Annotated in this window: 27 protein-coding genes and 1 tRNA gene; 21 read left to right on the forward strand and 7 right to left on the reverse strand. The window is 38.6% G+C overall.

Translation table 11 applies throughout. From position 1 onward, the window contains the following. Positions 1-335 precede the first annotated feature (335 nt). Positions 336-1111 (reverse strand): IS1 family transposase gene (locus SLP02_RS21370; protein ID WP_319422736.1). Its coding sequence is split into 2 segments (ribosomal slippage): positions 336-811 and positions 811-1111, totalling 777 coding nucleotides; the frame shifts between segments, so codons are not numbered across the junction. A 775-nt stretch (positions 1112-1886) separates the two neighbouring features. On the opposite strand from SLP02_RS21370, the gene SLP02_RS21375 reads away from it, so the two are divergent. The 4 genes from SLP02_RS21375 (at position 1887) to SLP02_RS21390 (ending at position 6271) form a co-directional block, all read left to right on the forward strand. Then, positions 1887-2627, forward strand: coding sequence for a hypothetical protein (locus SLP02_RS21375; protein WP_319422737.1), 741 nt, complete (start codon positions 1887-1889; stop codon positions 2625-2627). Between the two features lie 123 nt (positions 2628-2750). Next, entirely contained in the window at positions 2751-3575 is an 825-nt protein-coding gene (locus SLP02_RS21380) for a hypothetical protein (protein WP_319422738.1), read from the forward strand. A 375-nt stretch (positions 3576-3950) separates the two neighbouring features. After that, positions 3951-5360, forward strand: coding sequence for a site-specific integrase (locus SLP02_RS21385; RefSeq protein WP_319422739.1), 1410 nt, complete (start codon positions 3951-3953; stop codon positions 5358-5360). A gap of 425 nt (positions 5361-5785) precedes the next feature. After that, on the forward strand, positions 5786-6271 hold the full coding sequence (locus SLP02_RS21390) for a hypothetical protein (RefSeq protein ID WP_319422740.1): 486 nt from the start codon (positions 5786-5788) through the stop codon (positions 6269-6271). An 83-nt stretch (positions 6272-6354) separates the two neighbouring features. On the opposite strand, the gene SLP02_RS21395 is transcribed toward SLP02_RS21390, so the two are convergent. Genes SLP02_RS21395 through SLP02_RS21405 form a run of 3 tightly spaced genes read right to left on the reverse strand, consistent with a single transcriptional unit; the run spans position 6355 to position 9870 of the window. Further along, positions 6355-8736 carry a hypothetical protein gene (locus SLP02_RS21395; protein WP_319422741.1) on the reverse strand — a complete coding sequence of 794 codons (2382 nt, stop codon included), beginning with the start codon at positions 8734-8736 and terminating at the stop codon, positions 6355-6357. Between the two features lie 12 nt (positions 8737-8748). Then, positions 8749-9495: a hypothetical protein gene (locus SLP02_RS21400; RefSeq protein WP_319422742.1), complete on the reverse strand. Its 747-nt coding sequence runs from the start codon at positions 9493-9495 to the stop codon at positions 8749-8751. Further along, complete coding sequence (locus SLP02_RS21405) at positions 9496-9870, reverse strand: hypothetical protein (protein ID WP_319422743.1); 375 nt, start codon at positions 9868-9870, stop codon at positions 9496-9498. It lies immediately after the preceding gene. Between the two features lie 53 nt (positions 9871-9923). Here SLP02_RS21405 and SLP02_RS21410 point away from each other — a divergent pair, with 53 nt between their 5' ends. From SLP02_RS21410 to SLP02_RS21485, 16 genes are all read left to right on the forward strand, one after another. Then, positions 9924-10727 (forward strand): hypothetical protein, encoded by an 804-nt coding sequence (locus tag SLP02_RS21410; protein WP_319422744.1) that lies wholly within the window; start codon positions 9924-9926, stop codon positions 10725-10727. A 116-nt stretch (positions 10728-10843) separates the two neighbouring features. Continuing rightward, complete coding sequence (locus tag SLP02_RS21415; RefSeq protein WP_319422745.1) at positions 10844-11407, forward strand: hypothetical protein; 564 nt, start codon at positions 10844-10846, stop codon at positions 11405-11407. 2 nt (positions 11408-11409) lie between these two features. Beyond that, a complete protein-coding gene (locus SLP02_RS21420) occupies positions 11410-11646 on the forward strand; it encodes a hypothetical protein (RefSeq protein ID WP_319422746.1) in 237 nt (78 codons plus the stop codon). 6 nt (positions 11647-11652) lie between these two features. Beyond that, positions 11653-12387, forward strand: coding sequence for a hypothetical protein (locus SLP02_RS21425; RefSeq protein ID WP_319422747.1), 735 nt, complete (start codon positions 11653-11655; stop codon positions 12385-12387). Continuing rightward, entirely contained in the window at positions 12384-12884 is a 501-nt protein-coding gene (locus SLP02_RS21430; RefSeq protein WP_319422748.1) for a hypothetical protein, read from the forward strand. The genes SLP02_RS21425 and SLP02_RS21430 overlap by 4 nt, the downstream gene beginning before the upstream one ends. Next, positions 12865-13218, forward strand: coding sequence for a lysozyme (locus SLP02_RS21435; RefSeq protein WP_319422749.1), 354 nt, complete (start codon positions 12865-12867; stop codon positions 13216-13218). Before SLP02_RS21430 ends, SLP02_RS21435 begins: the two co-directional genes overlap by 20 nt. Then, positions 13211-13516: a lysozyme gene (locus SLP02_RS21440; protein ID WP_319422750.1), complete on the forward strand. Its 306-nt coding sequence runs from the start codon at positions 13211-13213 to the stop codon at positions 13514-13516. The genes SLP02_RS21435 and SLP02_RS21440 overlap by 8 nt, the downstream gene beginning before the upstream one ends. Continuing rightward, positions 13513-13914 carry a hypothetical protein gene (locus tag SLP02_RS21445; protein ID WP_319422751.1) on the forward strand — a complete coding sequence of 134 codons (402 nt, stop codon included), beginning with the start codon at positions 13513-13515 and terminating at the stop codon, positions 13912-13914. The genes SLP02_RS21440 and SLP02_RS21445 overlap by 4 nt, the downstream gene beginning before the upstream one ends. Before the next feature lie 402 nt (positions 13915-14316). Next, positions 14317-14628: a hypothetical protein gene (locus SLP02_RS21450; protein ID WP_319422752.1), complete on the forward strand. Its 312-nt coding sequence runs from the start codon at positions 14317-14319 to the stop codon at positions 14626-14628. Beyond that, complete coding sequence (locus SLP02_RS21455) at positions 14628-15152, forward strand: hypothetical protein (protein ID WP_319422753.1); 525 nt, start codon at positions 14628-14630, stop codon at positions 15150-15152. The genes SLP02_RS21450 and SLP02_RS21455 overlap by 1 nt, the downstream gene beginning before the upstream one ends. 251 nt (positions 15153-15403) lie before the next feature. Beyond that, the gene (locus SLP02_RS21460; RefSeq protein ID WP_319422754.1) at positions 15404-16123 is read left to right on the forward strand and encodes a hypothetical protein; all 720 of its coding nucleotides are present in this window, start codon (positions 15404-15406) and stop codon (positions 16121-16123) included. A gap of 2 nt (positions 16124-16125) precedes the next feature. Next, complete coding sequence (locus SLP02_RS21465; protein ID WP_319422755.1) at positions 16126-17319, forward strand: hypothetical protein; 1194 nt, start codon at positions 16126-16128, stop codon at positions 17317-17319. A gap of 7 nt (positions 17320-17326) precedes the next feature. Beyond that, on the forward strand, positions 17327-17659 hold the full coding sequence (locus SLP02_RS21470) for a hypothetical protein (protein ID WP_319422756.1): 333 nt from the start codon (positions 17327-17329) through the stop codon (positions 17657-17659). Next, the gene (locus tag SLP02_RS21475) at positions 17637-17888 is read left to right on the forward strand and encodes a hypothetical protein (protein ID WP_319422757.1); all 252 of its coding nucleotides are present in this window, start codon (positions 17637-17639) and stop codon (positions 17886-17888) included. The genes SLP02_RS21470 and SLP02_RS21475 overlap by 23 nt, the downstream gene beginning before the upstream one ends. Positions 17889-17945: 57 nt before the next feature. Further along, positions 17946-18254, forward strand: coding sequence for a hypothetical protein (locus tag SLP02_RS21480; protein ID WP_319422758.1), 309 nt, complete (start codon positions 17946-17948; stop codon positions 18252-18254). Between the two features lie 153 nt (positions 18255-18407). Further along, on the forward strand, positions 18408-18671 hold the full coding sequence (locus SLP02_RS21485) for a hypothetical protein (protein ID WP_319422759.1): 264 nt from the start codon (positions 18408-18410) through the stop codon (positions 18669-18671). A 326-nt stretch (positions 18672-18997) separates the two neighbouring features. Here SLP02_RS21485 and SLP02_RS21490 read toward each other — a convergent pair. Together SLP02_RS21490 and SLP02_RS21495 are read right to left on the reverse strand one after the other, a co-directional pair. Beyond that, positions 18998-19083, reverse strand: a tRNA-Leu gene (locus tag SLP02_RS21490). A 259-nt stretch (positions 19084-19342) separates the two neighbouring features. Beyond that, positions 19343-20542, reverse strand: coding sequence for an HhoA/HhoB/HtrA family serine endopeptidase (locus SLP02_RS21495; protein WP_319422760.1), 1200 nt, complete (start codon positions 20540-20542; stop codon positions 19343-19345). A 386-nt stretch (positions 20543-20928) separates the two neighbouring features. Here SLP02_RS21495 and SLP02_RS21500 point away from each other — a divergent pair, with 386 nt between their 5' ends. Continuing rightward, entirely contained in the window at positions 20929-24861 is a 3933-nt protein-coding gene (locus SLP02_RS21500; RefSeq protein ID WP_319422761.1) for a hypothetical protein, read from the forward strand. Between the two features lie 245 nt (positions 24862-25106). Here SLP02_RS21500 and SLP02_RS21505 read toward each other — a convergent pair whose 3' ends face one another. Next, positions 25107-25259, reverse strand: a complete 153-nt coding sequence (locus tag SLP02_RS21505) for a hypothetical protein (protein WP_319422762.1) — start codon at positions 25257-25259, stop codon at positions 25107-25109. Positions 25260-25558: the final 299 nt, after the last annotated feature.

Consider the following 25558-nt stretch of genomic DNA (forward strand, 5'->3'; position numbering starts at 1 on the left):
AGTATGTGACTTCGCTCATTTGTAAGATTGCTAATTTATTTTATATCAGCAAAACTAATTAGATGAACAGATATAAAACATTAAAAAATCCACTTGAAAGTAGGATGGATCTTTAGAGGATGTCTGAAAAGTCAGAATAAATGCGATCGCAAACGTAAATGTTTGACCTGATAATTGTTTCAATCGAGATTGAACTGAGGCTTGATGTTTATTAACTCGTTTTTCTAACTGCTCAAGGTCAGACGCTAAAATTTATTGAAATAGTAGGAACACGAGATAGACTTTTATTGCTAATGGTTGCTTTTAGCCTTTATGTACATTAACAAATGGTAGTCCTAAACAGGTAAGGACGCATTATAGTGATGAACAAAATTCCAAATAGCACCAACATGATTTTCTATCTTTTTAGAAAATGAAAGAGTTTTCCTAACTAATCGAGAAACTCTTTGACGTAGAGTGCAATTAAATCTCTCAATGTAGTTAGTTTTTCCTGTTTCTTCTTGGTGCGCATTCCCTTGCGCCTTGCGTCGACGCGGGGTCGCATCCGCTTTTCCTACTGCTCGATGGCGTTTCGAGGGAATTACCTGTTCATATGCTTCCCAGAAATCACTATAACAAACGGCGCATTGTCGATAGACTGGTGGCAAAGACTGCCAGAGCTTTTTTGCTCCATGACGACTGCGATCGCCAATATAAACACCGACGATTTCTCTAGTTTTGGCATCTAAAGCTAGCCAAATCCATTGTTTATTAGCTTTCTTAGTTACAAATGACCACATTTCATCACATTGAATTGTCAATTTGCCTTTTTTTTAGTTCTCACTTGAACTTGTTGCGAAATTGATTCATATTTAGTGTTAACGTAACTTTGAAGCCACGGTTCTGAAACTTCGGTAACTCTAGCGATACCAGCTAAAGGTATTTTCTCTAGCAACAACTTGTCAACTAAATCTTTGGTCTGTTGACTGATAATTTTATTTTGTGGATCTTGTACAAATTGTCTCCTACAACTTCGGCACTTATAGTTTTGTTTACCGTTGTGGATGCGACCGTTTTTGACAATTCGATTTGAATCACATGATGGACATGAAGGCAATACAGTTGCTGACATATAAACTAAATAATCTGCTTATTTATTTTATATCCTTACCTGTTTAGGACTACCTAACAAATTACTTGTCATCTTAACAAAATAATGTCATTAGCTATTCAATAGCTGGTTGACTGACAAAAGATGAAGAGAAAAACCTGAGAATAGAGATTCAGTAAAGAGTTGAGGGATTGACACAAAGCAAGGGGAGTCAGCACTCTGAGATTAGATACCACTCATAATTTCAGAATACTGTGAATCAAAACTCCCGTCTCTACAATGCCTTGAATCAATGGATGAGTCAATAGAAGTTTGAAGACAGAAGTATGAAGGCGCGAAGTTTCAAGTTTGTTCGAGGGCTTGTACCTCATACGAAGTCCTTCGGACGAAGTTTGAAGTTTGAAGGAAGAAGGAATGTAGGAGGAATTCGGGAAGGATTTTTTGTAGCTCATACCTCACACCTCATACTTCGCGCCTTCATACCTCATACACAGGGCTATCGCCCAGATCGTCCGTCCTTCGGACGACTTCGATGCTTCGCATCGTGTAGGGCGAAGCCCTGGTACCTCTACCAAACTAAGAGCGATCGTGAACGACGGGGCTTGCAACGATCGTGAACGACGGGGCTTGCAACTATAGTGGAACAAAGGACTTGTCCGCATGTAGGAGGAAGTAGCTGTTTACGAAGTTTGAAGGAAGAAGTTTGAAGGAAGAAGGAAGAAAGATTTTTTGTACCTCATACGAAGGAAGAAGTAGCTGTTTTACTTCATACTTCATACCTCATACTTCATACTTCATGCAGCTGTTTTACTTCATACACGGACTCTCTGTCCGTCGCCGTTCCCGGAAGGAGACGTCGGAACGCAGAGAGCGTTCACCTCACACTTCGCGCCACAGGGCTATCGCCCAGATCGTCCGTCCTTCGGACGACTTCGATGCTTCGCATCGTGTAGGGCGAAGCCCTGGTCAACCTAAAAACTTTCACTTTCATTTAGCAGAGGCAATTTGCTTACACAACGTACAGATTCACAAAGGTGAATTTTCTGGCAAAGTTCATGTGATTCTTGGTCGCAACAACGTTAACGGCGAACTATGGGCAATTGTCAGTAATGAAAAAACTACTCTACAAACCTTTGCTGAATATGGATTACGTTTTGATATCGAAGCGAATTTTTTAGATGACCAATCTGGTGGTTGGAATGTTCAACGCTCGATGATTCGAGATGTATGCGCTTTGTCCCGTTTGTGGTTTATCTTATCTGTGGCTACTCTCTACGTTAGTGCCCAAGGTGTTGAGGTAGTTCGTATTGGCAAACGAAGATGGGTTGATACTCATTGGTTTCGTGGTAATAGCTATTTTAGGATTGGTTGGGATTGGGTCAAAGCTGCACTCATTAATGGTTGGAATTTACTTCATTGCGTGACTTTCTCTAGTAATCAAGATCCCTCACCTGCAATGGCATCACGATCGCAATATCAAAAACGAGCAGATCAGTTGGAGTTCAAAGTTTTAACTTATTCCTACAATATTTCTTGAAAGTTTTGTCAGTCAATCAGATATGAGCCTCTTATTTGGTCTATAAACGTAGTAGAAACTTGTTCCCTACACCAAACTCCTCTCGCAAATCTTTGTCATTATTGCGCTCGAGAACTTTCTCCCTTGGCTTCAAACTCCAGAGTAGGTTTTTGTTTAAAATGTGGGAAATGGCTTGGTAACGGTTTAAAAAAGAGAACTCAAAATCAGCAAAGCTCAAACAAATATAAAACACAATGGCATATATACGTTAATGAAAATATTGAAAAGCTGATTTCAATCTCACATAGTTTAGACAAACCAATATCTAGAAACTTAGTTTCAAATTCTTTTAATTTGTGCATCAATCAAGTTACACAAGGTAATATTGCTGATTTTGCCAAAATATTCCAGATTCCGAAGAACACTGTATGGATGTGGTCTAAAGGCAAATCGATTCCACAAATAGATACTTTGCTGAGTATTTCTTATCATCTCAATCTTTCTGTTATAGAATTTTTGGCAATTGATAAATCGCATCTAATCTGTTCAAGGCTCATAAATTATGATGAGGTTTTTCATAGACATTTAGCTCGATCAAGTAAAAATAAAGCCAAAATAGACTCTCAGTTTGTAGACAAATATTTACTAGATATTTTGATTGACAAAACAAGAACTCCTCCTGTGACCGAAATAGCAAATGAACTTGGATATGACAGACGAGTCCTCACCAGAAAGTTTCCCGAACTATGCCAAAAAATTTCTCAAAGATATATTGCCAACAAAAAACAATATTCTCAAGAAAAAATTAAATCCTACTGCCTTGAGGTTGAAGCCATTGCCAAAAAATTGTACTTACAAGGCATATACCCCAGTGAAATGAGTGTTTCACAACATTTAGATAAGCCTGGATATTTTAGATATAAAGAAGTAAGAAATGTTTTAAAGCATTTTCAGAATAATCATGTTTAGTATTATGTGAATTTACTTAAAAATATTTTCTTGTATTTTTGATTTATGATTACGCTCCTCCACTGAGAACAAATCGCAATTGACGTATTACATTCTATTTTGCTAAATGTTTAAAGCTTGCTGCATATACAGAAGACTTTTACTATTCCATCCCTATAAAGTTTGTTTTTCAAGCATAAGCTTGCCAAAGTCATTTTCAAGCATAAGCTTGCCGAGGTGGCAAAGTTATGGTTTAAGTCACAAAAGTCTTTTGAAGACTGAGCGATAGCGAAGTGGGGGTAGGGAGACTTGAACTCCCACTAGACCGTCCAACCAACCTATTAACATTGGCTCAACCCCTTATTTATTAACCATTAGAACTAAAGTGAGCAAAAAGTGAGCAAAGATTATAACTTTGAAGTTGGTTACGAAACTTTACGAAAAGACTGGGAAGTCTATAAGAAGCAAACGCCTAGAGGGGTAACGCTTGTCAAAGGTAGTAACAATATCTATCTTCAGTTCAAGACTCCTAACACACCTAGAAGCAAGCATAAGTGCAATTGTACTTTTAGTATCGACGGGATGAACGATGCCGTTAGGAAGGCTAATAAAGTCAAAGAGAAATTAGATAGTCTTAAAAGCGAGACTGAGTTTTGGGACTGGTATAAAAAAGAAGTAGAACAAGAGTCTCAATTGATTGACGACAGGCTAACTTTTGAAGAAGCTATAAAAAAAGTAGAAAATGACTTTTGGGAGAGGCTGAGTAGAACCAAACGCAAGAGAGACAAAAGTAATCACAGTGACCAAACTAGCTGGAATGATACTTACTATCGCTTTTACAAAAAGCTTCCTTTAGGCAAGCCTTTTGAGCTAAATAGTATTGAAACCGCTTTGAGTAGTTGGGAAAAAGGCAGCAAAACTTATGAAGGAGCGGTTTCGGCTATGAAGCATCTTTCTAGAACAATTCGCAGAACGGATATTTACGATTGTTTGTGTGAAATAAACGCTGTTCAAACTAAGTTTAAAGAACTACAAAACGCTGACTTAGAAAGTTTTCTTGTCTGGAGAGACGAAATACTTGGTGTAACCAAAGAGTTAAGCAAATTGTCAAATACAGATGCTCGAGAAGCTTGGATGTGGGTGTTCTCTATGCAGGTAACCTATGGCTTGAGAATAAGTGAAGTCTTTGCTATCAAGAATCTATTTGAGGCTTACATTACTAAGGACGGTGTATCTATACCTGCTCTTAATGATGCTAGTAATATCAAAAACCTAATTTACATAGGAGATAAAACAGCGATTGATACTACTGTTAAAACAGGAAACCGTATCGCTCGTCCAATGATTCCACCTAAGTATCCTGACTTGATAGATAAACTGAACCTTAAATCTCCTGTTGTACCAACAAACAAGCCTAAAAGCAATAACTCGAAATCCATAAGCAACTTTTACAATAAGACCGCCTACAAATGCTTAACGAGATGGAATGGTACAACCACAGAAACACACGCTTTTAGGCATCTAGCTAACATTAACGGGATGCAAGCGGGTATTTCAAAAGAGGTTAGGTCACAATCCCTTGGTCATACAGAAGCAATGAATGATGGCACGTACAAGAAGCGTCAATCTACACAGACGACTATCGATTTACTACTCGATTCAAACGTACAGGCAATTGACTTTGTTACCGCTCTAGCGTCCGTTAAGAGGCTCTGTACCTCTTCCCCTGAAGACAAAGAGATATCAGCTAAGATACTCTCAATCATCTATCAGAAAGACAAAGACGAAATTATTACGCTACTATAAGCATATTACTGGACTAGGTATATATTTACTCAATATGCTTATCAAAAAGGGACTCTGTAACAGGAGTCCTTTTTATTGTTTATAAACAAGCAAAAAAAAGGAAGCCCTGGCATGCAGGACTAACTCTTCTTACACAAAAGCAATGGTAAAACCAAATAATCAAAACGTCAACAAGAAACCTACAGGTCTTGAGTCAGCCCTAATCAGCAAGCCCTGGTATTATACCTCTTCACCTGCGAACGTAAACTGTTTTTACTGCGTAAAAAACCTTCGGTCAAGCAGTTGACATTCTTCGGCTTCGAGCCATTTTGTAACCATCGCTGATTAGGGTGTTCTGTGACTGTTTTTGTGAGCAATGGAAACAGAAGACAGGCTAGTAAAGTTAGTACAAAAATACTTAACAGCAAAGGCTGAGGAACGAAGCTATGACAGAAGATAAAACAGCAATTACGGGGTATTTCGATATTACGGAAGAGGAACTGATAACGGCTTACGCAGACAAGCATCGGGTAACTGAGTCAAGAGTGGTGGAGGCTATGACAAAGAAAGGGATAAGACATGATAAAGAGGCATCGAAAGGAATTGCTAACAGTTCTCTATTAGAAGAAAGATTAAAGAGGTTGGAAAGGGCATTAGATGACTGGGTGGATATTCATTTTAGATGCGCTGAGAAGACAGAGAAACTAGAAGAACAAATAGCTCGCTTAGAGCAGGAGTTAGAAGAACTCAATAAGACCATAAAGATGGAAGAACCGCAGAAGCTGACAGATGAGATGATGGCAGCCGTTACAGGTCAAAGTGAATGGAAAGTTAAGCTGTGGAGGCATGGCATCCAAAAGCCTAGAGGGAAAATAATCAAGCAAAAGCTAGAGGCTTACAAAATAGTTGATGGTGTTTGGATGAAGAGGTAGGTAGGCGTATTCTAAAAGTGTGCCACAGAACGTGGCACACTCTCTGGAAATGCCTATAAACTCGTTGATTTAATTTAGCTAATTTAGCTGTTTTCAGACGGAGCGGGGTCAAAATCAATATTATTGACTTCCGTTTTAGCGAGAACATCTTTTTTCGCTAAGTCTTTTTCTTCTTTTTTCAGGTCTAGGGCTAACTTAACCTCATGTTCAAGTACTTGTCTTTCTGACTGAAGTTCTGCATAGCTCTCCTTGATTTCTATAACCCCTCCACTCATTTCTCCTATTCTATCTGCTTTCTCTGCAAAATCCTGTACGTTCTCGGTAAGTCCTGATAGCTTGCGCATGGCTTTATTTTGAGGACTGTACTTTTCAGACATCTCTCCGTAAGCATCTTCATAGACTGCTCCTGCCTCTCTTAAAGCGTTGCCTATCTTACCCGTGTTAACGGCAGAAGATTCAGCGATGTTTCTAGCCGAATCAAACAGACTAAAGGTTAAGTCTGCTAGGTTAGCTGCCGACTGGTAAACACGGCTGTAAGAAGCTATTTTATCCGTCAGTGCTTTGTGCTTTTCTTCCCCTATAGCAAAGTCTATTAATTGAGTCAACTTAGCACTAAGTATCGACTGAACATCGAACGGCTTATCGTCCGAGTCGTGTACTCCCATAGCTTGAAATGTGATAGTGGCGACATCGGCTAGAGTATTGCCTAGTCCCCTGGACAACATTACACCATTGTGAATAACTACGGCCGTAGTAATAGCATTAAGTATCTTGTCCCCATGTGTAGCCTTCCAAGCGGTAGAAGCAAAACTTTGTACTTTCTTTAGTCCATAATCACGATGACTAACAATGTCGTTAGTGCTTTGGGCAATGGTTCTTAGCCCGTTGTTTTGAGTAATTATTGTAGCGTTTAAACCTGCATTTAGCACATCTTGCCCCCCTAAAAGCTTGCTCATCATCGCCCCTAGTCCTTGAGTGGGGTTAAGATTACCTGGAGAGACGGGACAACCACCTCCATTAAGACTGTTACAAATACCTGACTGTGCGCCTTGACTAAGAGCCTGTGGCGTAGTTTGGTTTTGAATAGTAACTAGCCCTGGTAGTAATAAAGTTCCAATAGCTAGACCGAGTTCTTTTTTAAAGTCTGTACTAATATCTGTTTTCAGTTCTTCTATTTGTTGTTTTTGCACTTTCGGGCTCTCTATGTTGGGTAATAAATCTTCAAATTGCTGTTTGAACTTTTGAGAATTGTTGTCTAGGTCATAGTCATGAATAGTTTCTGGCTCTGTTTGTGTACCTGTAAGTCGATTAGCAAGCTCAAGCAAGCCGTTTTGAGTAGAAGCTACTTCTTGTTTGACAGAAGCAGAAGTTCCTCCACCACTTTTGACGCTGTTTCTGTGTTCAAGAATAATTAACCTTGCTTCTGTCAATTTAGCCTTAGCATTAGCTAACTCCTTATCTTCAGTTAAATCTTGCTTTAGCTGGTCGAACTCAAACTGTAGAATATGTAATCGCGCATCTAATACGCCTACTGTAAAACCAAGGTCGGCTACTACCGTTTCTAGTGCCTCTATTCTGGTTTCAAGCTCCGTAATCGTTACCTTTTGCTCAGCAATAATTGCTGCTGCTTCAAGCAACTGAGTTTCGATAATTGTTACGGTATTGTCTAGACTAACTATTGCCTCGGTAACTTCTGGCTTAAAATTACTAAGTTCATCTCTGAGAGATTGGGTTTGTTGCTGTAAATCTGCTATAGAAAAGTTTGCCTCTTGTAGCTTCTCAGAAACACTTTCAATAGCAAACCTGTTTCTTCGTACGTCTGCTTCTACGGCAGAAACCTTGTTTTGATTTGTAGTTAAATCAGCACGAACACCGTCTATTTCAGCGTTAGCAGCATTAATATCACCTTGGTTTTTTTGGTACAGCCTAAGCATTCCAGCGTTAACACTATCTACTGCCACTTGAGTTCCTTTTGCTTCAGCGTCGATTCTAGCGTCTAAAACGTTGATGGTTGCAATGTTTAAACCTAGTGATGCAGCTATATTTGCTAAGTTAGACAATAACAGAACGCCAGCCGACGCAGTTACGGCTGTCTTAGCTGCTAATTCGGTAGCTACCGCTCCTTCTGTTGCTACTTTGCTGACCTTCGTCAGGTCAGGCAGGGGAAGCTTAGTACCATTGCCTCTAACATTAAACCAGTTAACCTTAGACGGGACAGACTGCAAAGGAGGCGCAGTACTAGTAACAGGTTCGGCTATAAGATTGGTTATAGCTTCTGCTGCTCTAAATCTAGTTGAACCTAAAAAAGTTCCTCCTATTAAAGTTGCTGATACTAAAGGGTTTTTACCTGCTTCAAAGATGGATACAGACCCCCCTTCTTCTTTCTCTCCTATCACTGCATTTAGCTGGTCGCGCAACTCTTGTAATTCTGCTTTAGTTACCAAGTCTTCACATGGCGTTGGCATACTTTTGTCCTCCTACGGCTTTGGATAATTAAAAACTGATATTCCTTTTGAGTTGTAACAGCAAATAGTGTCACCACACATAACGTCGCAAGTATTTTCTGGACAAGCTTGGTTTATACACGAAACTATTGGACAATTGCCACTTATCTGTCTGTAAATTTGTGAATTGTTTTTATACGCTGTAAACGTACAATTCCTTACACAGTCAGATGGCTCTGGACTCAAAGGAATACAAGTGTCAAGCACAACAGAATTATTTAAAAAAAGTCTAGCGTTATATCTCTTCCCAGATACAGTATCATAGTCCGCTTGAGACTGAGAAGGGATATAGAAATCAGTAGTTCTATTAACACCTTTTGAACTTCCCGTTGAAGTAACTCCTGTCATTGCAATAGAGTACGAACCTTTCCAGTCGGCTAAGGTTTTTATAGAACCGTCAAGACGTTGAACGGTCGGTTGATGCGAACTGACGTTAAACGGGAATTGAGAAATTTTAAATTTTCCTGAAATGGTTAAACTACCAGATACAGTCTTGTCTTTGTAAGCTCTGATAAAATAATCAGTAACACAGTCTCCTTTGCTATCACGGTCACAATCTATAAGATATTCTCTGATTACAATCATAAAATTTACTTGGTAGCCGACAAAACATTGTCCTGAGAGGTAACCTACCTCGTAAGAATCAGCGTCAAGCAATGTCCATGAATCTGATTCGTTATACTTAAACTGAACTCCACTTGGACAGTTTTCAATTGTCATTTACAAGTTGCCCACTAAGTTTTTTGGATTGAAACTACTATTGTCCTGCGTGTAAACAGAAAAGGTAAAATCATGCTTTACTTGAGTTTCGTTGCCTCTAGTCACCAAAACTCTTCTTATGGTGTCTAAATTTGATACGAAAGGTATGTTTTTATCTACAGACAATCTTGTGCCAGTTGCGTTATCAATATAATTATTTTTATGCCAGTAAGCCAACAATGCCGTAACTATTCCTTCTGGTGGCATACTAGCAACGTTGTAACTTTGATACGAATCTGTCGCAAACGCCATAACTTCAGAAACGTCAATAGTCAAAAGATTGTCACTTGCAACATGGTTGTTACCAAAAAAATCAGTCAGTGTTTTTTGAGACATAGTTATTTAAATTAGTATACTTGTACTTAATAAGATAACAGGTAGTTAATCAAATGAGTAAACCAGATGTAGAAACGTTTCAAAGTTACTGTAGAACCTACTTTAATAGGGCTATAAACAAGCATTTTAGAGACGTTGACGGTAGTGATGACGCTAGCCTTAGTACGGCTGCGCCTAGACAACTAATTAAACGGATTTGTCTGCATAAGGATACGGATACGATGACTCTTACTTTAGCTAGGATGTTGACTTGGTGGGTAGAAGCGGGGAACTTGTTAGATGAATATATCTATGGTATTCCTAGTACTGACTTTGAGATATCCAACACCTATTATCCTCAAGTAAAGCTTCACTTCAGAGAAGATAAATACGAGGCTTCTGATAATAGTAGAAGACCCGCTAGAAGCGAGGTAAGTTTTCGCTGGAGGGAAGAAGATTATACGACTACAAACATCAATCTATTGGCTACAAAAATACTAAATGACTTTGCCAAGCCAGTATTTTTTTATCGCAAAGGAAGAAAAGCTTTTACTTATTGGGATAAAGAAAAAACGTATAGATTTACGGTTTATACAGACGATGAAACAGATGCAAAAAAAATAATTGAACAAGTGATTAGAATACAGGACGATAGCGAGCCAGACTGGGATACAAATCTAAGAGAACATATTGACGGGAAAAATTACAACGTACCTGGAACAGTTAGAGTTATGGGACAATTGATTCAAAAACCAAAGAAAAGACCACTGGCAACGGTTAAATTTTCTTATGCAGAATTATTTATCCCTGGTATTACCAAACCACTGGTTTTAGTAGACAGAACGGGAACTAAAGCAAGAGCTTTTAAAATTGCTTAAAAAAGTGTGCGCCCCATAGGTCGAATCTCTAAAGAATGCGCCTTAAAAGCTGATTTTGTGCGCTACAAAGGAAACACGAATCATTATCAAAAACACATATTCAAAGTTAAATAAACATGGCTAAAAGATTTAGTAGGCTAAAGTACGGACTAGAAATGCTTCGTGCGCCTAATTCCACAGCACCAACTCCTGATGCACCGACGGGGACGGTAGCCAAAAAGTTTCAAGACTTCGTTGGGAAGAAAACTAGACTTGTTTACCCTAGAGCAGCCGATAGCAAGCCTGGGGAAATTAACAAAGTGAGTGTACTGCCTTTTTATTTTAATGGTGCAGCGGGGAAAGAAACTATTGTTGCTCAGTCAAAACGTGCCGATGAGGCTGCTCCTTTAGCAGGAGTACAGACTCAGTGCAATCAGATAACCGTTGATTTTGAAAATCACGTTAAGTTAGCTGGGTTTATTCCTGCTAAGGTAACTGTGTTTGACTACGGAACAGCTTCAACGTCAACATTGAGTCAAATTACAGGTGAAAGATACGACAAGAAAAACGGGAAATCCTATACTTTCCCTTATGGTGCGTCGGCTACTGAAAAGGCAGAGGCAGAAGTACGCAAAGGGATAAGTGCTGCTGTTGTCACTTTAGGAACAGCTTCAGTTAGTTTTTCCAGGGAAAAGTATTAAAAATGCTTGATAGGGCATTAGAGCTAGTTATCCCTAGTGGAAGTACTAGGGACATGAACGATAGTGATTTAGATGGACTAATGAAGACTTACTCTATTGTCGAAATAGCCAAAGATGATTTTTTAGCTCAAAAAATTAGCTTTCAGGAGTACATCGATTTACTTGAAACGGCTCAGGTGAATATTGACGGCTATTTAGAAACTGTTGAAGGTAACCTAGAAGAAATGAGGCTAACATAGTCAGCTATGCCAGCAGGTCAAGACTTAATATTCTTTGATAACTCTGAAGATTGGCAGGTCGTAGCGAATATTAACAGAACAGCTACTATTGTCAATGAAAACTCTCATACCCCTATACTTCCTATCGACCTCGGAGTTAGTCTGTTTTCCGACTACATAGCCGTTATAGCAGGAACAACAAGAGGCAAGCCTAGCTGGCAGTTTGCAGGGGATATCAGACAGGTTTACAACTTTGCTCCTGGGGGGAACAATCCTGTTACAGGAGTTCTTCAAAGTCTACCGACACGCTTGTTTATTAATAGGTTACAGATAGTTGAAACAAATCGGATTAGTCCCGATAGGTTTAGACTTAGATACACTCCACCGTTTTGGTTTAAAGACTGTAGCGTACGGGTCTACGAGTATACAGGAGATACGCTTAACTTTGTTAAAGATGCTCTTTTTAGTATTGGCAATGCACTAGGCGTTGACCCAAATCAACCGAGTGGCTTAATAGAGGCTCAGTTAACAATCATTGAAGAGTTGATAACCGATAAGTTTGCAGAATTGCAAACTAGAGAAAGCTCTCAGGTACAACTTGATGACTTTAGAGAATCGCAACTCAGTACTCGCATCAGCCAGACAAATGCTGGGGTTTACACCTTAGCTGAGGGACTGGCTGCGATACTGCCACCTGAACAAGGAGAAGCTTTGAGACGAGCGGTAAGTAACAGATTACAATTAGATTTAGGATTTTTATGATGGAAAGTTCAATAAAAAAAGATATTATTTTAAACGGTACAGATTCGATTGCCGTATTTAAAGAAGATGGCTTAGTTTACAGGGCAAAGGATTTAGAAAGCTATACACCAATAGTACTTGGAAAAATTGAACCTAACACATCTCGCGAGTTTAAATTGCTCTCGGCTATTTCTAAAGATTATCTTGTTTTAGAAATGAATACCGATGTTGTAGCCGACGACAATCCGAACGCTATGGACGAAAATACGGCAAACAATTATAACTACGCAAACGTCAATTTTACAATTTTAAGAGAAGGAAAAAGAGTTTTAAGCCAGATAATATCTCTTAACGCTGGGAACATTTCTACGAGGACTTTTTTGATTTCACCCTTAGACACTTTGAAAATTACCTCAAGTCAAGCTCTAAATTCGATTACACTTATTTGTCAACCTGTTTACTTAGAAAAAACAATATTTGTACCAGAGGTGATAACAGATGAGCCTGTCATTTCATAAGGCGAGAGAACGAGCGATACAAATAATATCTAGTAAAAAGAATGAGGATGGGTATCTGGATGTAGATTATTTAATCGATGATGAAGCAAGAAAAGTCTTAAACCTGCCTTCTAGACCAAAAGATGCGTTACCTTACGTTGGCTGGATGACTCAACCCAAAGAAGTCAAAAATGAACAAATGCGAACATCTAAAGTTGGCTTTATGTTGATAAAGAAGTACGAGGGATTGAGGACTAATGCTTACCTGTGTCCTGCGGATGTCTGGACGATTGGCTATGGGCATACCAAGGGAGTTAAGCAAGAAAAACTACAATTCACAAAGACAAATGATTAGCCATAGCCATCTTGAAGCAGAGAGATTACTAAAAGAGGATTTAAGTATTTTTGAAAAAGCTGTAACTCGATTTGTAACTGTGCCACTGAATCAGAATCAGTTTGACGCGCTAGTCAGTTTTACTTTTAACGTAGGCGTTGGTGCGTTTAGTAAGTCCACTTTACTTAAATTGCTTAATTACAAAGACTATCAAAAAGCAGCTAACGAGTTTAGTCGTTGGACACGTGGTGGGGGAAGAATTTTACCAGGGCTAATTAACCGCAGGAAAGACGAACACGAGTTATTTGTAAAACAATGATTACTAGGAATTTTTCTAGATTGCCTCCACTATCGTTAAACTTACTTTCTGGAGGTGCTTTTGTGTTTATTGTTTGTTTGGGTATACGAGTTGCCCGTGCGCCTGAAGTTGGCTTAAGAGTAGCTAATACGCAGTTAATTATCGGTAGCAGTGCAAACAAGCTTTCTGAAGTAGCCGTTAAGTTAGATACTCAAGCTGAGATTATCAAACAAAAAGATGAAGCTTACGAAAATTTAAGAGCAATATACGAAGAGTCTTTGAAAGGACAAGAAGGATACGGAAGACTTCAAGGAGCGATAGAAGAGATTCAAGATTTACCAGAAGTTAAAGACACAAGAGAACTGCAAACAGAAATATCGGCTACCAAGAAAATTATCAAGCAAGTGACTAGTGAGTAGATGTGTATCTGAAAAGTGTGGCACAGAACGTGGCACGCTTTTAGAAGATGCTCTTAGAAGAGAGAACAAGTAAAGCTTTTATATAAGTACTTATTTCCCTGTGGCTACGCCCACCCACCCCTAGTATACTTTCCTTGGAGCGTAGCGGAATAGGGTTATTAATATAATTGCTTTTGAAATCGCTAACGTCAATAGTTAGTAAACAATTATTTACATTTAAAATATTAATTTCAAGTATTCAACAAATAAACTAATTTTTATCTAAAATTTACGTATTTTCGCTGATGCTAAAGAAAAAAAAGGATAGTAGATGAAGTTTAAAAAGTCAAATTTACTCACCTTTAGATTAAAGCTCTGAGAGATTACTTTTGAAACTTTGATTAACAATTTAACAGGAAAATTATGCCTGATATAGAAACTATTAGCTGGCAAGAAATGACGGGCAATAAGTATGCTAAAGCTTTACACCCAGCGATGGTTAGCAAAGCTGGATACGAGACAGTTAGAAGTATTCGACGAATTGGCGACGCTGTACCAACCGTATTTAGGGTTATCTATGACCGTCAGTATGTTCTCGACTACGTAGGCAATGGAATATGCAAGACACTTTTTGTTTTAGGGAAACAGGGTGTACTAAATCTTGTCAGTGAGGCATGGGACAATTACTACGGAGTTTTGGATATTAAAGAGTCTTCTTCTGAGGAGTCTGTTTAATGTCAGTGAGACCAAAGTACAAAGCAAAGCCTGTTGTCTGGAACTCAAATACTTGTTCCGTGGAGTCTCCTGAAACAATAGAGCAATTTCGAGTAAGAGAAAGATTTAAGCTACCTTCTCATATCTGGAGATTTGATTCCCAGCATGAGTTTAAAGTTTATCTAGAACTCAAAAGAATGTATGGCGAACACAAGATTTCAAGGCAAGTCCCTGTATTGGTAATTGCACCTGGGTTTTCTTATCCAAAAGGCAAAACATGGAAGGTTGACTTTGTAATCTCTAGTGGCGCTGAAGGGGTTAAGCCTTTTCTTTACGTAGAGGCTAAGGGTGCATTCTTAACCGAGTTTGCTCTAATTTTAGGCATTTTAGAAGAATACCAGTTTGACGTTTTTCGTAAGCTTAAAATTATTTTTCCTGAAAGGCTGCCAGTCGGCAACAAGGTAGTAAAAGCACTGCTTGAGTCAGATTTTAGAAAGAACTTGCTTACGTTAAAAGAATTAGAGAAATTTAGAGTATTGCCATGACACCAATAGAATCACCTTACGATGTTTGACTTGTTACCTTAATCGGTTTAGCTATCAACGCAGTTGAAACGTTAGCACTCGAACAGGATAGAGACCCAGAGACAATCATAGCAGAGTTGCTATATGTAACGAACAAGAGGCTACACGAAACAGGAGAAAAAGACTATCTGAGAAAACTATCTTCTCATTATTCTATCCTCTCAGAAGCAATCTATTAATCGTTTTAACGCAAACATATACCGAGAACAGTAATGACAGTAAAGTATTTAGACCCCTACAAAGACGACCCCTATGGCAAACTCAGAGGAGACAAAGCAGAAGCTTACTTTAAAATCTCGTTTGACGAGGCTAAGGTTTACTCTACAGATGATGCTTACATTGTGGCTGCTTTTATCACTAATTATTCTGGGGTCGTTAGGAGCTTCAAAGCAAGCGACGCGCTACTGCCAGGACTATGCGCCATCCCTATCTACGGACGAGAATACGAGATAAGAGGAAAAGATGCTAACGGTAACTGGCAGGGAGTTAAACATCAACCCTCTGTGTTTGAGAAGGCTTTGTATGACCATATTAAGGTGCATGAAGCTTTCTTTATTCCTCCTTCTGGTGGTATTAAAGGGGAACTTACTTTTGTACCTAACGGGATATGTGCGTCGATGGACGAGGCTGCTTTAAATGCCTTGGTGGCAACAAATGTAAGCACTCAGGTCATTGACTTAAGCGGAAAACTACCAGAGTACTCAGTGCCGTTTAGTGGGGGTTTCAAGAAGGGTGGTAGCGATAGCAAAGTAATATCTATTGAGGATAAACTTGCTTTTCTTAAAAAACAAATGGCTGTTGATATTAACGATACCTCTTTCACAGAAGAAAGTTCCTTGTTTAGTCTTACGAGACAAATACACTGTAAAGACGAAGAAGGTGACGGGTTTGCTGAAATCTACTTTGAAATGTTAATGGCAATTATTAGATAACTATGGCGTACGATTATTCGGAATTATTCAAGTCTGAAGACGGGATAGGCGACACCTGGGAAAGTTTCTATAACGACGAATTAACTTTAGCTCAAAACCTGTTAGTCGTTTTAAAGCAAACAATATTTCTGCCTTATGACTTTTACGATATTATCGCTGCTTACTTCATGCTGCCTTCTGCTTTGTGTAAGGTTGTGCCTTATCTATTCCTCAATGGACAATCGGGAAGCGGTAAGTCAACAGTTGCTAAAGTGGCTAGCTATTTACATGGCAGTCCAATTAATTCTAGTAGTGATACTTTTGCTGCAATAAGAAATAGTCTCTCAGGAAGGAAAAAAGCATGGGCATACAGGCAAGGAGCAGAACCAGGAGAAGTAGGTAGCGCGGTAGCCGTCGAAAGTAACATTTGTATGGTTTGGGACGACGTTAGCGCGAGTACTTTTACTAATAGCCCTGAACTTTATAATATGTTCAAGTTTGGCTATGACAAAAGTACAGACAAGATAATTGTTTCTTCTAGGGAAACAGGGATAAACATAGAGTTTAGATGCTTTTGTCCAAAGATATTCTCTAGCATTACACCACTACACCTAGATGACCGTTTTAAAGAGCTAAAAAGACGATTGATAGTAATCCCTTGTAAACGAGTAGAGGAACTTACGGATGAGCGTAAAAGCGAGCTAGGGATAACTGATGGCAATTGGCAGAGTAAACTACTAGATTTACACGGTCTTAATTGGAAGGGCTTCTCTAAGCTGTTTGAGGATTTCTGGGATGTTGAGCTAGCCCATAGCTTTATTACGACCAGAGGCATCTTGAGTAAATCGGTACAAGGGCTAGGTTCTCAGTACAGAACTATTAGCCTTGACCTGATGGCTTGTGGGATTGCCTCTGGTGTCTGGAGCGATGACGCAGAAGCGGTTAGCAGAATGAAGGACTATTGGGATTGGTTCAAGAAGGAAACAGAAAAAAGCGCGGGACTTAGTAACTTGCTTAGAGACTTTGTAAATACTGAAGCTAGGAACGCTAAAAGTGCGGGGATAGGTCTGCAACTTTATACCGCACAGATACGTAGTCAAGTAGATATATGGGTACAACAAGAATGGCTGTTTGAAGCACCTAGACCAAAAGATATCAAAGAGTGCCTGCTTGATTTGGGACTGAGATTGCAAAAAGGAAAATGGAGCAAAGGGTAGGAAAGCTATGGAACTTACGGAACTTGAAGCTATAAATTGCTATAACGCTTTAGCTGTTTATGCAACTCGTGAATTTGAAGCGTTTGAATATTTTCAAAACAAATATCCCGAAAACGATACCTTTTTCAAAAAACACAAAAAAACATTGCCTAAGTGGATAGGAAACCAAAAAGCAATGTACACTGCTCAGTTTAAAATCTTATCTAGTCTAAAACCAAAAAAATGGATAAAAAAACACACAGTTCAGATTGCAAGCAATCTTGCTGAACTAGACTTGCTGGAACACGATATGTCTGTTCTTTTGGCGGCTACATCTGATGAAACAACAAGATGCGATTAAGTTCTGGGAACTTAAGCACGCGATAGATGACGAGGTGGCTATTCTAGGTTGGTCTGTTACAGCCTGTAGGAATGTTATCAATAAACGCTATCAGAAGCGTTCTAGGTTGCTTTTGAGCGATGAGCAGCTAGAAGACTTGTTGGCTTATTTACAGGGTTTGAATGCTGGGACAGATGCTCAAGAATTAGCTGCCAGAAAAGAGAAGCGTAGAAAGCGTAGGCGTAAGTAGAAAACGTGCAACGAAACGTGCCACGTTTTTAGAATATACAGACATTAAAGGAGGCTTATGAAGAGATCGTTTAGGCAACAGAAGGGCTTTAGCTTGGATATTAATACAGTAGAGATAATAGAGGCTAAAGCTTTAGAAGATAAAACCAGCTATAGCAGAGCCTTAGACGTAATCGTACAGGACTGGGAAAAATACGAAACGGTAGTAGTAGACCCAAAGGACGGAACAGTAACCATGCACGAAGCGACAGAGCTAATGTGGGCAAAAATACTAGGTTTTATTTGTGCTTTTGACGATGAGATGCTTGAGGTACTGCTCAAAGTCAGAATTAAAAAAAGAAAAGAGATGGGAGAAGAGGCTAATTAGCCTCTATTATACATTGCTTGGCTGCAATTCAACTAAGCGACCCTAAGGTCAAAAAGGGGTAGTAGAAACAGACGCTTTAATATTCCGCTTGAATTAAGCGGTTTTGGGTAGTTTTGGGGATTTGGGGAATTATTGAAAATACAGGAGAATTTCATGGATAGAGATAAGGTACTAGACTTGATTGCTCTTTCACTTGAAAGAGACGTGTTGAAGGTTGAAGAACTAGCAACCGAATGTGATGTAAATTTTGATTGGGCTTTGAGGTTAGTTGTAAAAAACTGGTTTGACTACCAAGAAAAAAAGAAACTAGAAGACGAAACAATAATAGCTAGTTTGAGGGAAGTAATAAAGTCTCAAAAAATGACAAGAGTACTAGTAGATAGAATATTAGAAAAGCTAGAAAGCGATAGAAAATAGGCTAATAGAGACAAGGGAAAATAGAAATAATAAGGTACTCGCATGACAGGATGCGATTTTAGTCTTATGCACATCCTGTCATGCGAGTAGATGTTAGAGTAAATTTCAATTAATAGATTTGACAGTTTGACGGTGTTGTGATATTTTACAGCCCGTCTTTTTTGTGTCTTTGATTAACCGCTCGATAAATTGGGGTACATAAGTACTCGTTGCACTCATCACAAACTTGTTGCTATATTCAGTTTTGAGCAGGATTTGAGCAAAAAACGGCTGATTGTAAAAGGTCGTTGCGATGAAAGTCGGTTGAGATGAGGCTTTGAGCCGAATGGGGGTAGGGAGACTTGAACTCCCACGACCTTTTACGGTCAACGGATTTTAAATCCGCAGCGTCTACCAATTCCGCCATACCCCCTGGCATGGATTATGTTAAAAAGTAGCTTTTTTCAACAAAGACTAATATATCATACAGTGTTGAGATATTGAGCGCAATTTAGGCTTTTAAATAATTAGATCGGCATAAAAGCTAAAGTTTACTAGCGTTTTCGAGTAAATTTCAAGAATTGAAGGGTTTGAAATTAGCAAAAAAAAAGCAATGAGCTAGAAATATAATGTAATCTAACTTATTGCTTTGGTGGTGTGAGTAAACTTATAAATCTAATTGAAATAAGAAGTTATCGACTAGCTTTATGAGGTTCAGGTAATACGCCAACTTTTACCTCAATTTGTCGCTGTTTGCCGTTGCTCTGTAGAGTTAAAGGTAGTCGATCGCCTACTTGAGTTTTGGCAACTATCTGCTGCACTTCATCAGCTTTGCTGACAGGGCGATCGCCAATCTTTTGAATTATGTCTCCCGATCGCAATCCTGCATTATCTGCGGGAGAATTGGGGACGACACCTACAATTAAAATGCCTTTGTTTGCGCCTATGTCTATATTTCTTTGGCTTTTAAGCTGTTTTCTTAGGTCAGGGGTAATTTCTGCCATTTGGATGCCTAAAAATGGATGATCTGCTTTGCCTTTAGCAATTAATTCTTCAGCTATATCTCTGGCGGTATTGATAGGAATCGCAAAACCAATTCCCTGGGCGTTTTGAATAATAGCGGTATTGACCCCAATCACTTCACCTTGGGCATTGAGCAATGGTCCTCCAGAGTTACCAGGGTTAATGGCAGCATCAGTTTGGATAAAGCTAACCTGTTTGTCAGCAACTCCGATTTGCGCGCTGGTTCTACCTGTAGCGCTGACAATACCAGTAGTGACGGTGTTATCTAAGCCTAAAGGATTACCGATCGCGATCGCCCATTCTCCAGGCTGTAACCGATCGGAATCTGCAAAAGTAACGGCGGGTAAACCGTCTGCCTCTATTTTGATTACCGCTACATCAGTCAAGGAGTCTGTCCCCATAACTTTTCCTTTGAATGTGCGACCATCTTTGAGCGTCACCTCTACTTTGTCACTACCGTCTACCACATGAGCATTAGTAACAATCAAACCATCAGAGCTAACTACAAATCCAGAGCCAACGCCTCTTTGAACCTGTTGACTGGGTATATTGGGTATCTGCGAGCCAAAAAATTGACGGAAGACGGGATCTTTGAGCAGAGGAGAGGCATTTGTTGGGACAGTACGAGATGCGTCAATACGCACGACTGAATCTCCTACCTGTTGTACTACATTACTGACGTAATTTTGGGGTAGAGCGATCGCTGCTTGACCAGATTCATCTTTAGTGACTGTCGAAGATTCTGCTGATTCGTTAGCAACACTGTGAGGAGAATTGATTAAATAATTGCCACCCAGGGCTATTCCACCGCCTAACAGAAGTAGAGAAGCAGAAGCCGTTGCTGTTTGCCAAGGTGATAGTTTTGTCATTAATTAATTTAGCTTTATGTTTAGTGTTTAATTTAGTTATTGATTAGATATAAATAAAATTAAATGTTGATTTCTGAATTAAACTATAATGTCTATCTTTCTAATTTAGATAGATGATGTGTCTTTGGTGTGACAATGTTTTGAATTTTGAATGATATTTTACGCTTAATGTGAATTAATAATCGTTTAGATTTGTTGGTTTTTAGCTCTTAGCTTTTAGCTTTTAGCTTTTAGCTTTTAGCTCTTAGCCACTAAGAACAAATATAAAGTCAGACTTTTTTTCCGTCTACTTTTAAAATCTTGAAGCTACCAAGCCTAAACATATGCTCAACCGAACTAGCGTTAATTAAGATATAAAAGGAGCGTAAGTTGATTGTGCTAGTTTTATGTCCCACAACGATGACTACATTGACGCAGTGAATCCTCAAGCTAATTCTTGGTTGAGCTTAGAAATATACGTTCAAGCTAATCAGCCTAATTTATTGCAGGGTTTAGATCAATGGTTGCAGTTGGATTTGATTAGCGAAGCACAAGTTAAAAAGATATGTCGCCATCATTTAAGCTGTCCTTTACCTGAGATAGAAGTTGCCAGTAATTTAGCAGCAACTCAATCAGATTCTTTAGTAGCTGCCAAAACTTTAGTTAAAGCTGCACCCCAGCCTAATATTATTACGCAAGTATGGCTAAGGTTCTTAGATGAATTAAGTATTCGCTGGCTATTATTTTTAGGTATATTTTTGGTTGTTATTTCTTCTGGTGTGCTAGCAGCAAGTCAGTGGAATAATTTTCCTAAGTTTGGACAATATTTAATTCTTTTAGCCTATACTCTCTGCTTCTGGGGTTTTGGATTTTGGTCAAGTAAACAGAATAATTTAAAGTTAACTTCCCAAACATTAAGGGCGAGCGCAACTTTATTAATTCCGATTAACTTCTGGGCTATTAATCACTTTGGTTTGGGTAGTAATATCTGGGAATGGATAACTATTGCTATTGCTTTTGTTACCTTGACAGCTACGATTTATTTTAAGTTTCAACTAAGAAAAACAGACACAAACAAGTTTTTTGCACCGTTCTTTTTAATACTTAGCTATCTACATTTAGGCTGGAAGTTGCCTATTTTGCCACTGATTGCGGTATATAGCGGTATTATTGCCATTAGTTTAATTCACTACAAATTCTTCTTACCACGACCAAAATATCCTAGAAATAATTTATTATTTTTATTTGCTGCATGGTCATTACTATTAGCTAGAGGATTAATAGATAGCACCTATACAAACTATAACTTAGCGATCGCTTTATTCGCTTGGCTACTAGGGACAATTTATTTAACTCAAGATCGAACTAAGTTAGAAATAATAAATACTACAGCAATATTTCTAAGCCGTATCTGGCAGTTTATTAGTCTGCTTATCTTAAGCTTGGCTTGGATAATGTCCATTGTCTCAGGAGTTACGGGGGCAAATTCTTTTTACTGGCAAACTATTGGGATAAGCGTTTTGGCTATTCATTTATTTAATCAAAGGCTAACTCTTTATTGGCGTAAACGAGATTTAACCGCCATTTTTCTAGTTGGCTTGCAGACTTTATATATCTCTAAAGAATTAATCCCTAGTAGTTTACGCAGCCAGGCTTTAGATCTGTCTGTGGCGGTTAGCAAAACTGAATATTTTCCTGAGTCAGTATTTGGGATAACTCTTTTTCCCTATGTAATTCTGTTTGTTTTTATTGCCAGTTGGTTGTATCGTCGGCAAAAGCTTCAGTTAGCTTTATACGCTGAATGGCTTACCTTAATTTTAGGTATGGTCTTAACCTGTCTTAGCTTATCTAATCCTACTTGGCGATCGCTAAATTTACTTTTGTCTACGGCTACTTTAGGCTATGTCGCTTATATTCGTCAGCCTTTGAGAAACTCGCTAGTTTACCTAACTCACCTGTTGGGTTTAGTTACCGTAATTAACGCAATTGCCGTTAATTTACCTAATTTGAGTCAGTCAGCGTGGGGCAGTATTTTAGTTTTACTCCTGGTTGGCGAGTGGGGGATATATCTGCGTCAAATAAAGCAGCCAAGAATTATTACTTTTACTTTTAGATCTCGACTACAGCAAAGCTTTTGGTATTTTGGTTTGTTATTAGCTGCTGTTAGCTACACCTGTTTTTTGTCGTCAGTAAAAGGGTTAGCGACTCCTACAACTTCTTACTGGGGTTTAGTTTGGTTAATTATCCCTGGGATGTTGACTCTAATTGCCAAATATACTCGCAATATTCAACAGCGTCGGTTAGCAACTTCTCTTAGCTGCATAGCTTTAATCTTGGCTCAATTATTATTTGGGCAAGGCGAAACTAGATTTATTGCCTTGGCGATCGCGATTTGCTTAATGTACATTAATACCTTTAACCTGCGTCGCACTATAATTACCGCAATTCATTTAGGTTTTGTTTTAAGTCTGACTGCCAACTTACTGAGTAGTTTTGTAAGCAATTGGAATTGGCTACCAGTAGGTGTAGTCATTCTCTTTTGCGTATATCAGTTTCGACTATATCTAAAAAAAGCGCTCGCCACTCCCAAATTCGACTATATCTCTCAACGTAATGCCCACGGAATTTTGGGAGTCGGGGTGGAAGCCAAAAACTATAAGCTGATGGGTAAATATATCCAGGCAGCAGACTATTGGGCGATCGCTTTAATTGCTACCGAATTAGCTGTTGTTAGCATTATCTACCTCAATTTACAAGATTTTGGGCAATATTCTCAATATTTGCTCACCACTATTTTACTTATAGGGGCTATTTTTTGGCGTTATCGTCAGCAACCTAATAACCTAGTTTTATATACTCTGGTTTGGTTAGGGGAATTATTAACGGTAGGTGTAGCTGGGCTTTTGGGAGGTAATGGTTTAGTCTGGGCGATCGCTAATGTTATTCTCGGATTATTATGTTTAATTATTATTGCTTGGTTAGCTCAAACCGATTCACCCTGGGCAAGATTGAATTTAGCCTACGTGCCTTTGGTTTATGCTGCTTTGGGCATAATCTGGCGACTTACCTACTTTGACTCTTATACAGGATTATTAACTCTGGGGGCAGCCTTGACTCTAGTTAATACTCGCCAGAATAATAATCAAATTAATAAACTAATTAACTATCTCGGTTTGGCAGGGATTTCTGTTGGGATCTATGAATTAGTTATTTATCGACTGTTGCAGTCATCAGGAGGAAGTGTAGCCGATGGCTTAACTGTATTAGCTTTAGTAGCTGCTGCGATCGCCTTTACTTATCGTTTAATGGCCTGGTGGTATCGTCAACGCCGTCAAACAACGATGTTTAATCTTAGCTTGTCTAAGGTTATTTTGATTGCTCATCTGCACTGGGCAATGAGCAGTATCTTTAAAATTATGGCTGCGGGTATTGCTCTAGAAAGTGCTGCACCTCGTTTAACTTTTATTAGTATTGCCACTAGCTTTTGTCTTGGCGCTTATGCTCTTATTCAGGGTAGACGCGATAAAGCAACAGCAAATAAAGCAAACGACTGGTGGGTATATATAGGCTTGGTAGAAATAGTGGCTACTTTAGTTTACAGCCGTCTAATTATCACTCGCTTAAGCTTATTCGATCCTTGGCGAGTTATATTTACCTGTGCCGTTGCCCTTTTGATTTATCAAATACCCTGGCAAAACTTGGGCTGGCGTAAAACTCCTTGGCAACGCACGGCTTTGATTATTCCTGCGCTGATGACTCTAATTACAGCCGAGGATGTTTCCTATCTCAGCTTGATAATTGTGGCAGCTTTTTATCTACGCATTGTCTACTACCAAAAGAACTTACGCTGGAGCTATATTAGCTTAGGATTTATTAACTGGGGCATCATTAGACTGGTTTGGCAATACAACACGGAATTGATTTGGATTGCAGGAATTATTAGTCTGTCTATTCTTTACGTTGCCCAGTTCGATCCTTATTTTAAGTCTTATCGCCGACAACGCCATTATTTACGTATAGCAGGCAGTAGCTTTGTTTGTGTAACTGCCTTATTTTACCCAGATTGGGGGCTTATTCCTGGCGTTATTAGCTTTAGCTTAATTTTCGTCGGTTTAGGATTTAAGATTAGAGCCTTTTTATTTGTGGGTACAGTTACTTTAATATTGACGACTATTTATCAGTTAATTATTTTGGTTTTAACTTATTCTTTTTTAAAGTGGATTGTGGGCTTAGTAACAGGAATTTGCTCAATTATAATTGCAGCAGGCTTTGAGCAAAAGCGCGATCGCCTAAACAATCAATTAAAAAGCTATGAAGATAAATTAAAAACTTGGCAATAAAAGTAAACAGCGATGCCTACTGCTAGCTGAATCTAAAAAACATTATCCCACGAAGATAAGAATTGCTTGGCGATCGCATATTTGCCAAAGTTACTGATGATTAATTCCCATTCCTTAGCAACTGTGAACTAACAATTAATCGGTACACGGGCAGAAACAAATACTGTATTTAATAGTTTCCAACTCTTGATTATCTAAAAACATGACAAATCGCCTCAAGACTTCTCTAGAGACTAACTGTTTAGCTAGGGATTTAAAAAGGCAACGCGATGCAAAAATGTTGGAACTGTCTCTTTTTGGGCATCAAAAGATGGTGTCTTAGATGATTTGCCACCCAAATTTAAAAACAAATAAATGCAGCACGTTATGACTGCTGCTAACATTATTCTTTCCAACATCGTTAATTCCTCTACCGCCTATCCCTACAAATATTAGTATGTCTTATTATGCTCGAATCATCTAGAGACAAATATATAAATTAGCAATTCTAAATCAAAACTTTAAAATTGCTTCATAAAAACAAAATAAATTTTATACATTGGTTAAAATAGAATATGTATTATCAAGTTCTTAACCGAGTTTTAAGTATGTAAGTTAATTCATAAACATTCATATATTTCATTTTCTATCGATCTAGATTTTAGATAACCTTGGAACAAAAATACATAAAAGCTGGGATTATTAATTTTAGCGTCAA

The organism is Pleurocapsa sp. FMAR1, from assembly GCF_963665995.1.
GTDB lineage: Bacteria > Cyanobacteriota > Cyanobacteriia > Cyanobacteriales > Xenococcaceae > Waterburya.

Bases quoted from the DNA above. Each gene is read 5' to 3' on its own strand.
- SLP02_RS21420 (WP_319422746.1), top strand. From the start codon at position 11,410: ATGCTTGATAGGGCATTAGAGCTAGTTATCCCTAGTGGAAGTACTAGG.
- SLP02_RS21375 (WP_319422737.1), top strand. From the start codon at position 1,887: ATGCAGCTGTTTTACTTCATACACGGACTCTCTGTCCGTCGCCGTTCC.
- SLP02_RS21505 (WP_319422762.1), bottom strand. From the start codon at position 25,259: ATGTTGGAAAGAATAATGTTAGCAGCAGTCATAACGTGCTGCATTTAT.
- SLP02_RS21500 (WP_319422761.1), top strand. From the start codon at position 20,929: ATGTCCCACAACGATGACTACATTGACGCAGTGAATCCTCAAGCTAAT.
- SLP02_RS21460 (WP_319422754.1), top strand. From the start codon at position 15,404: ATGACAGTAAAGTATTTAGACCCCTACAAAGACGACCCCTATGGCAAA.
- SLP02_RS21465 (WP_319422755.1), top strand. From the start codon at position 16,126: ATGGCGTACGATTATTCGGAATTATTCAAGTCTGAAGACGGGATAGGC.
- SLP02_RS21410 (WP_319422744.1), top strand. From the start codon at position 9,924: ATGAGTAAACCAGATGTAGAAACGTTTCAAAGTTACTGTAGAACCTAC.
- SLP02_RS21475 (WP_319422757.1), top strand. From the start codon at position 17,637: ATGAAACAACAAGATGCGATTAAGTTCTGGGAACTTAAGCACGCGATA.
- SLP02_RS21480 (WP_319422758.1), top strand. From the start codon at position 17,946: ATGAAGAGATCGTTTAGGCAACAGAAGGGCTTTAGCTTGGATATTAAT.
- SLP02_RS21440 (WP_319422750.1), top strand. From the start codon at position 13,211: ATGATTAGCCATAGCCATCTTGAAGCAGAGAGATTACTAAAAGAGGAT.
- SLP02_RS21425 (WP_319422747.1), top strand. From the start codon at position 11,653: ATGCCAGCAGGTCAAGACTTAATATTCTTTGATAACTCTGAAGATTGG.
- SLP02_RS21445 (WP_319422751.1), top strand. From the start codon at position 13,513: ATGATTACTAGGAATTTTTCTAGATTGCCTCCACTATCGTTAAACTTA.
- SLP02_RS21470 (WP_319422756.1), top strand. From the start codon at position 17,327: ATGGAACTTACGGAACTTGAAGCTATAAATTGCTATAACGCTTTAGCT.
- SLP02_RS21400 (WP_319422742.1), bottom strand. From the start codon at position 9,495: ATGACAATTGAAAACTGTCCAAGTGGAGTTCAGTTTAAGTATAACGAA.
- SLP02_RS21430 (WP_319422748.1), top strand. From the start codon at position 12,384: ATGATGGAAAGTTCAATAAAAAAAGATATTATTTTAAACGGTACAGAT.
- SLP02_RS21485 (WP_319422759.1), top strand. From the start codon at position 18,408: ATGGATAGAGATAAGGTACTAGACTTGATTGCTCTTTCACTTGAAAGA.
- SLP02_RS21455 (WP_319422753.1), top strand. From the start codon at position 14,628: ATGTCAGTGAGACCAAAGTACAAAGCAAAGCCTGTTGTCTGGAACTCA.
- SLP02_RS21450 (WP_319422752.1), top strand. From the start codon at position 14,317: ATGCCTGATATAGAAACTATTAGCTGGCAAGAAATGACGGGCAATAAG.
- SLP02_RS21435 (WP_319422749.1), top strand. From the start codon at position 12,865: ATGAGCCTGTCATTTCATAAGGCGAGAGAACGAGCGATACAAATAATA.
- SLP02_RS21390 (WP_319422740.1), top strand. From the start codon at position 5,786: ATGACAGAAGATAAAACAGCAATTACGGGGTATTTCGATATTACGGAA.
- SLP02_RS21405 (WP_319422743.1), bottom strand. From the start codon at position 9,870: ATGTCTCAAAAAACACTGACTGATTTTTTTGGTAACAACCATGTTGCA.
- SLP02_RS21495 (WP_319422760.1), bottom strand. From the start codon at position 20,542: ATGACAAAACTATCACCTTGGCAAACAGCAACGGCTTCTGCTTCTCTA.
- SLP02_RS21395 (WP_319422741.1), bottom strand. From the start codon at position 8,736: ATGCCAACGCCATGTGAAGACTTGGTAACTAAAGCAGAATTACAAGAG.
- SLP02_RS21415 (WP_319422745.1), top strand. From the start codon at position 10,844: ATGGCTAAAAGATTTAGTAGGCTAAAGTACGGACTAGAAATGCTTCGT.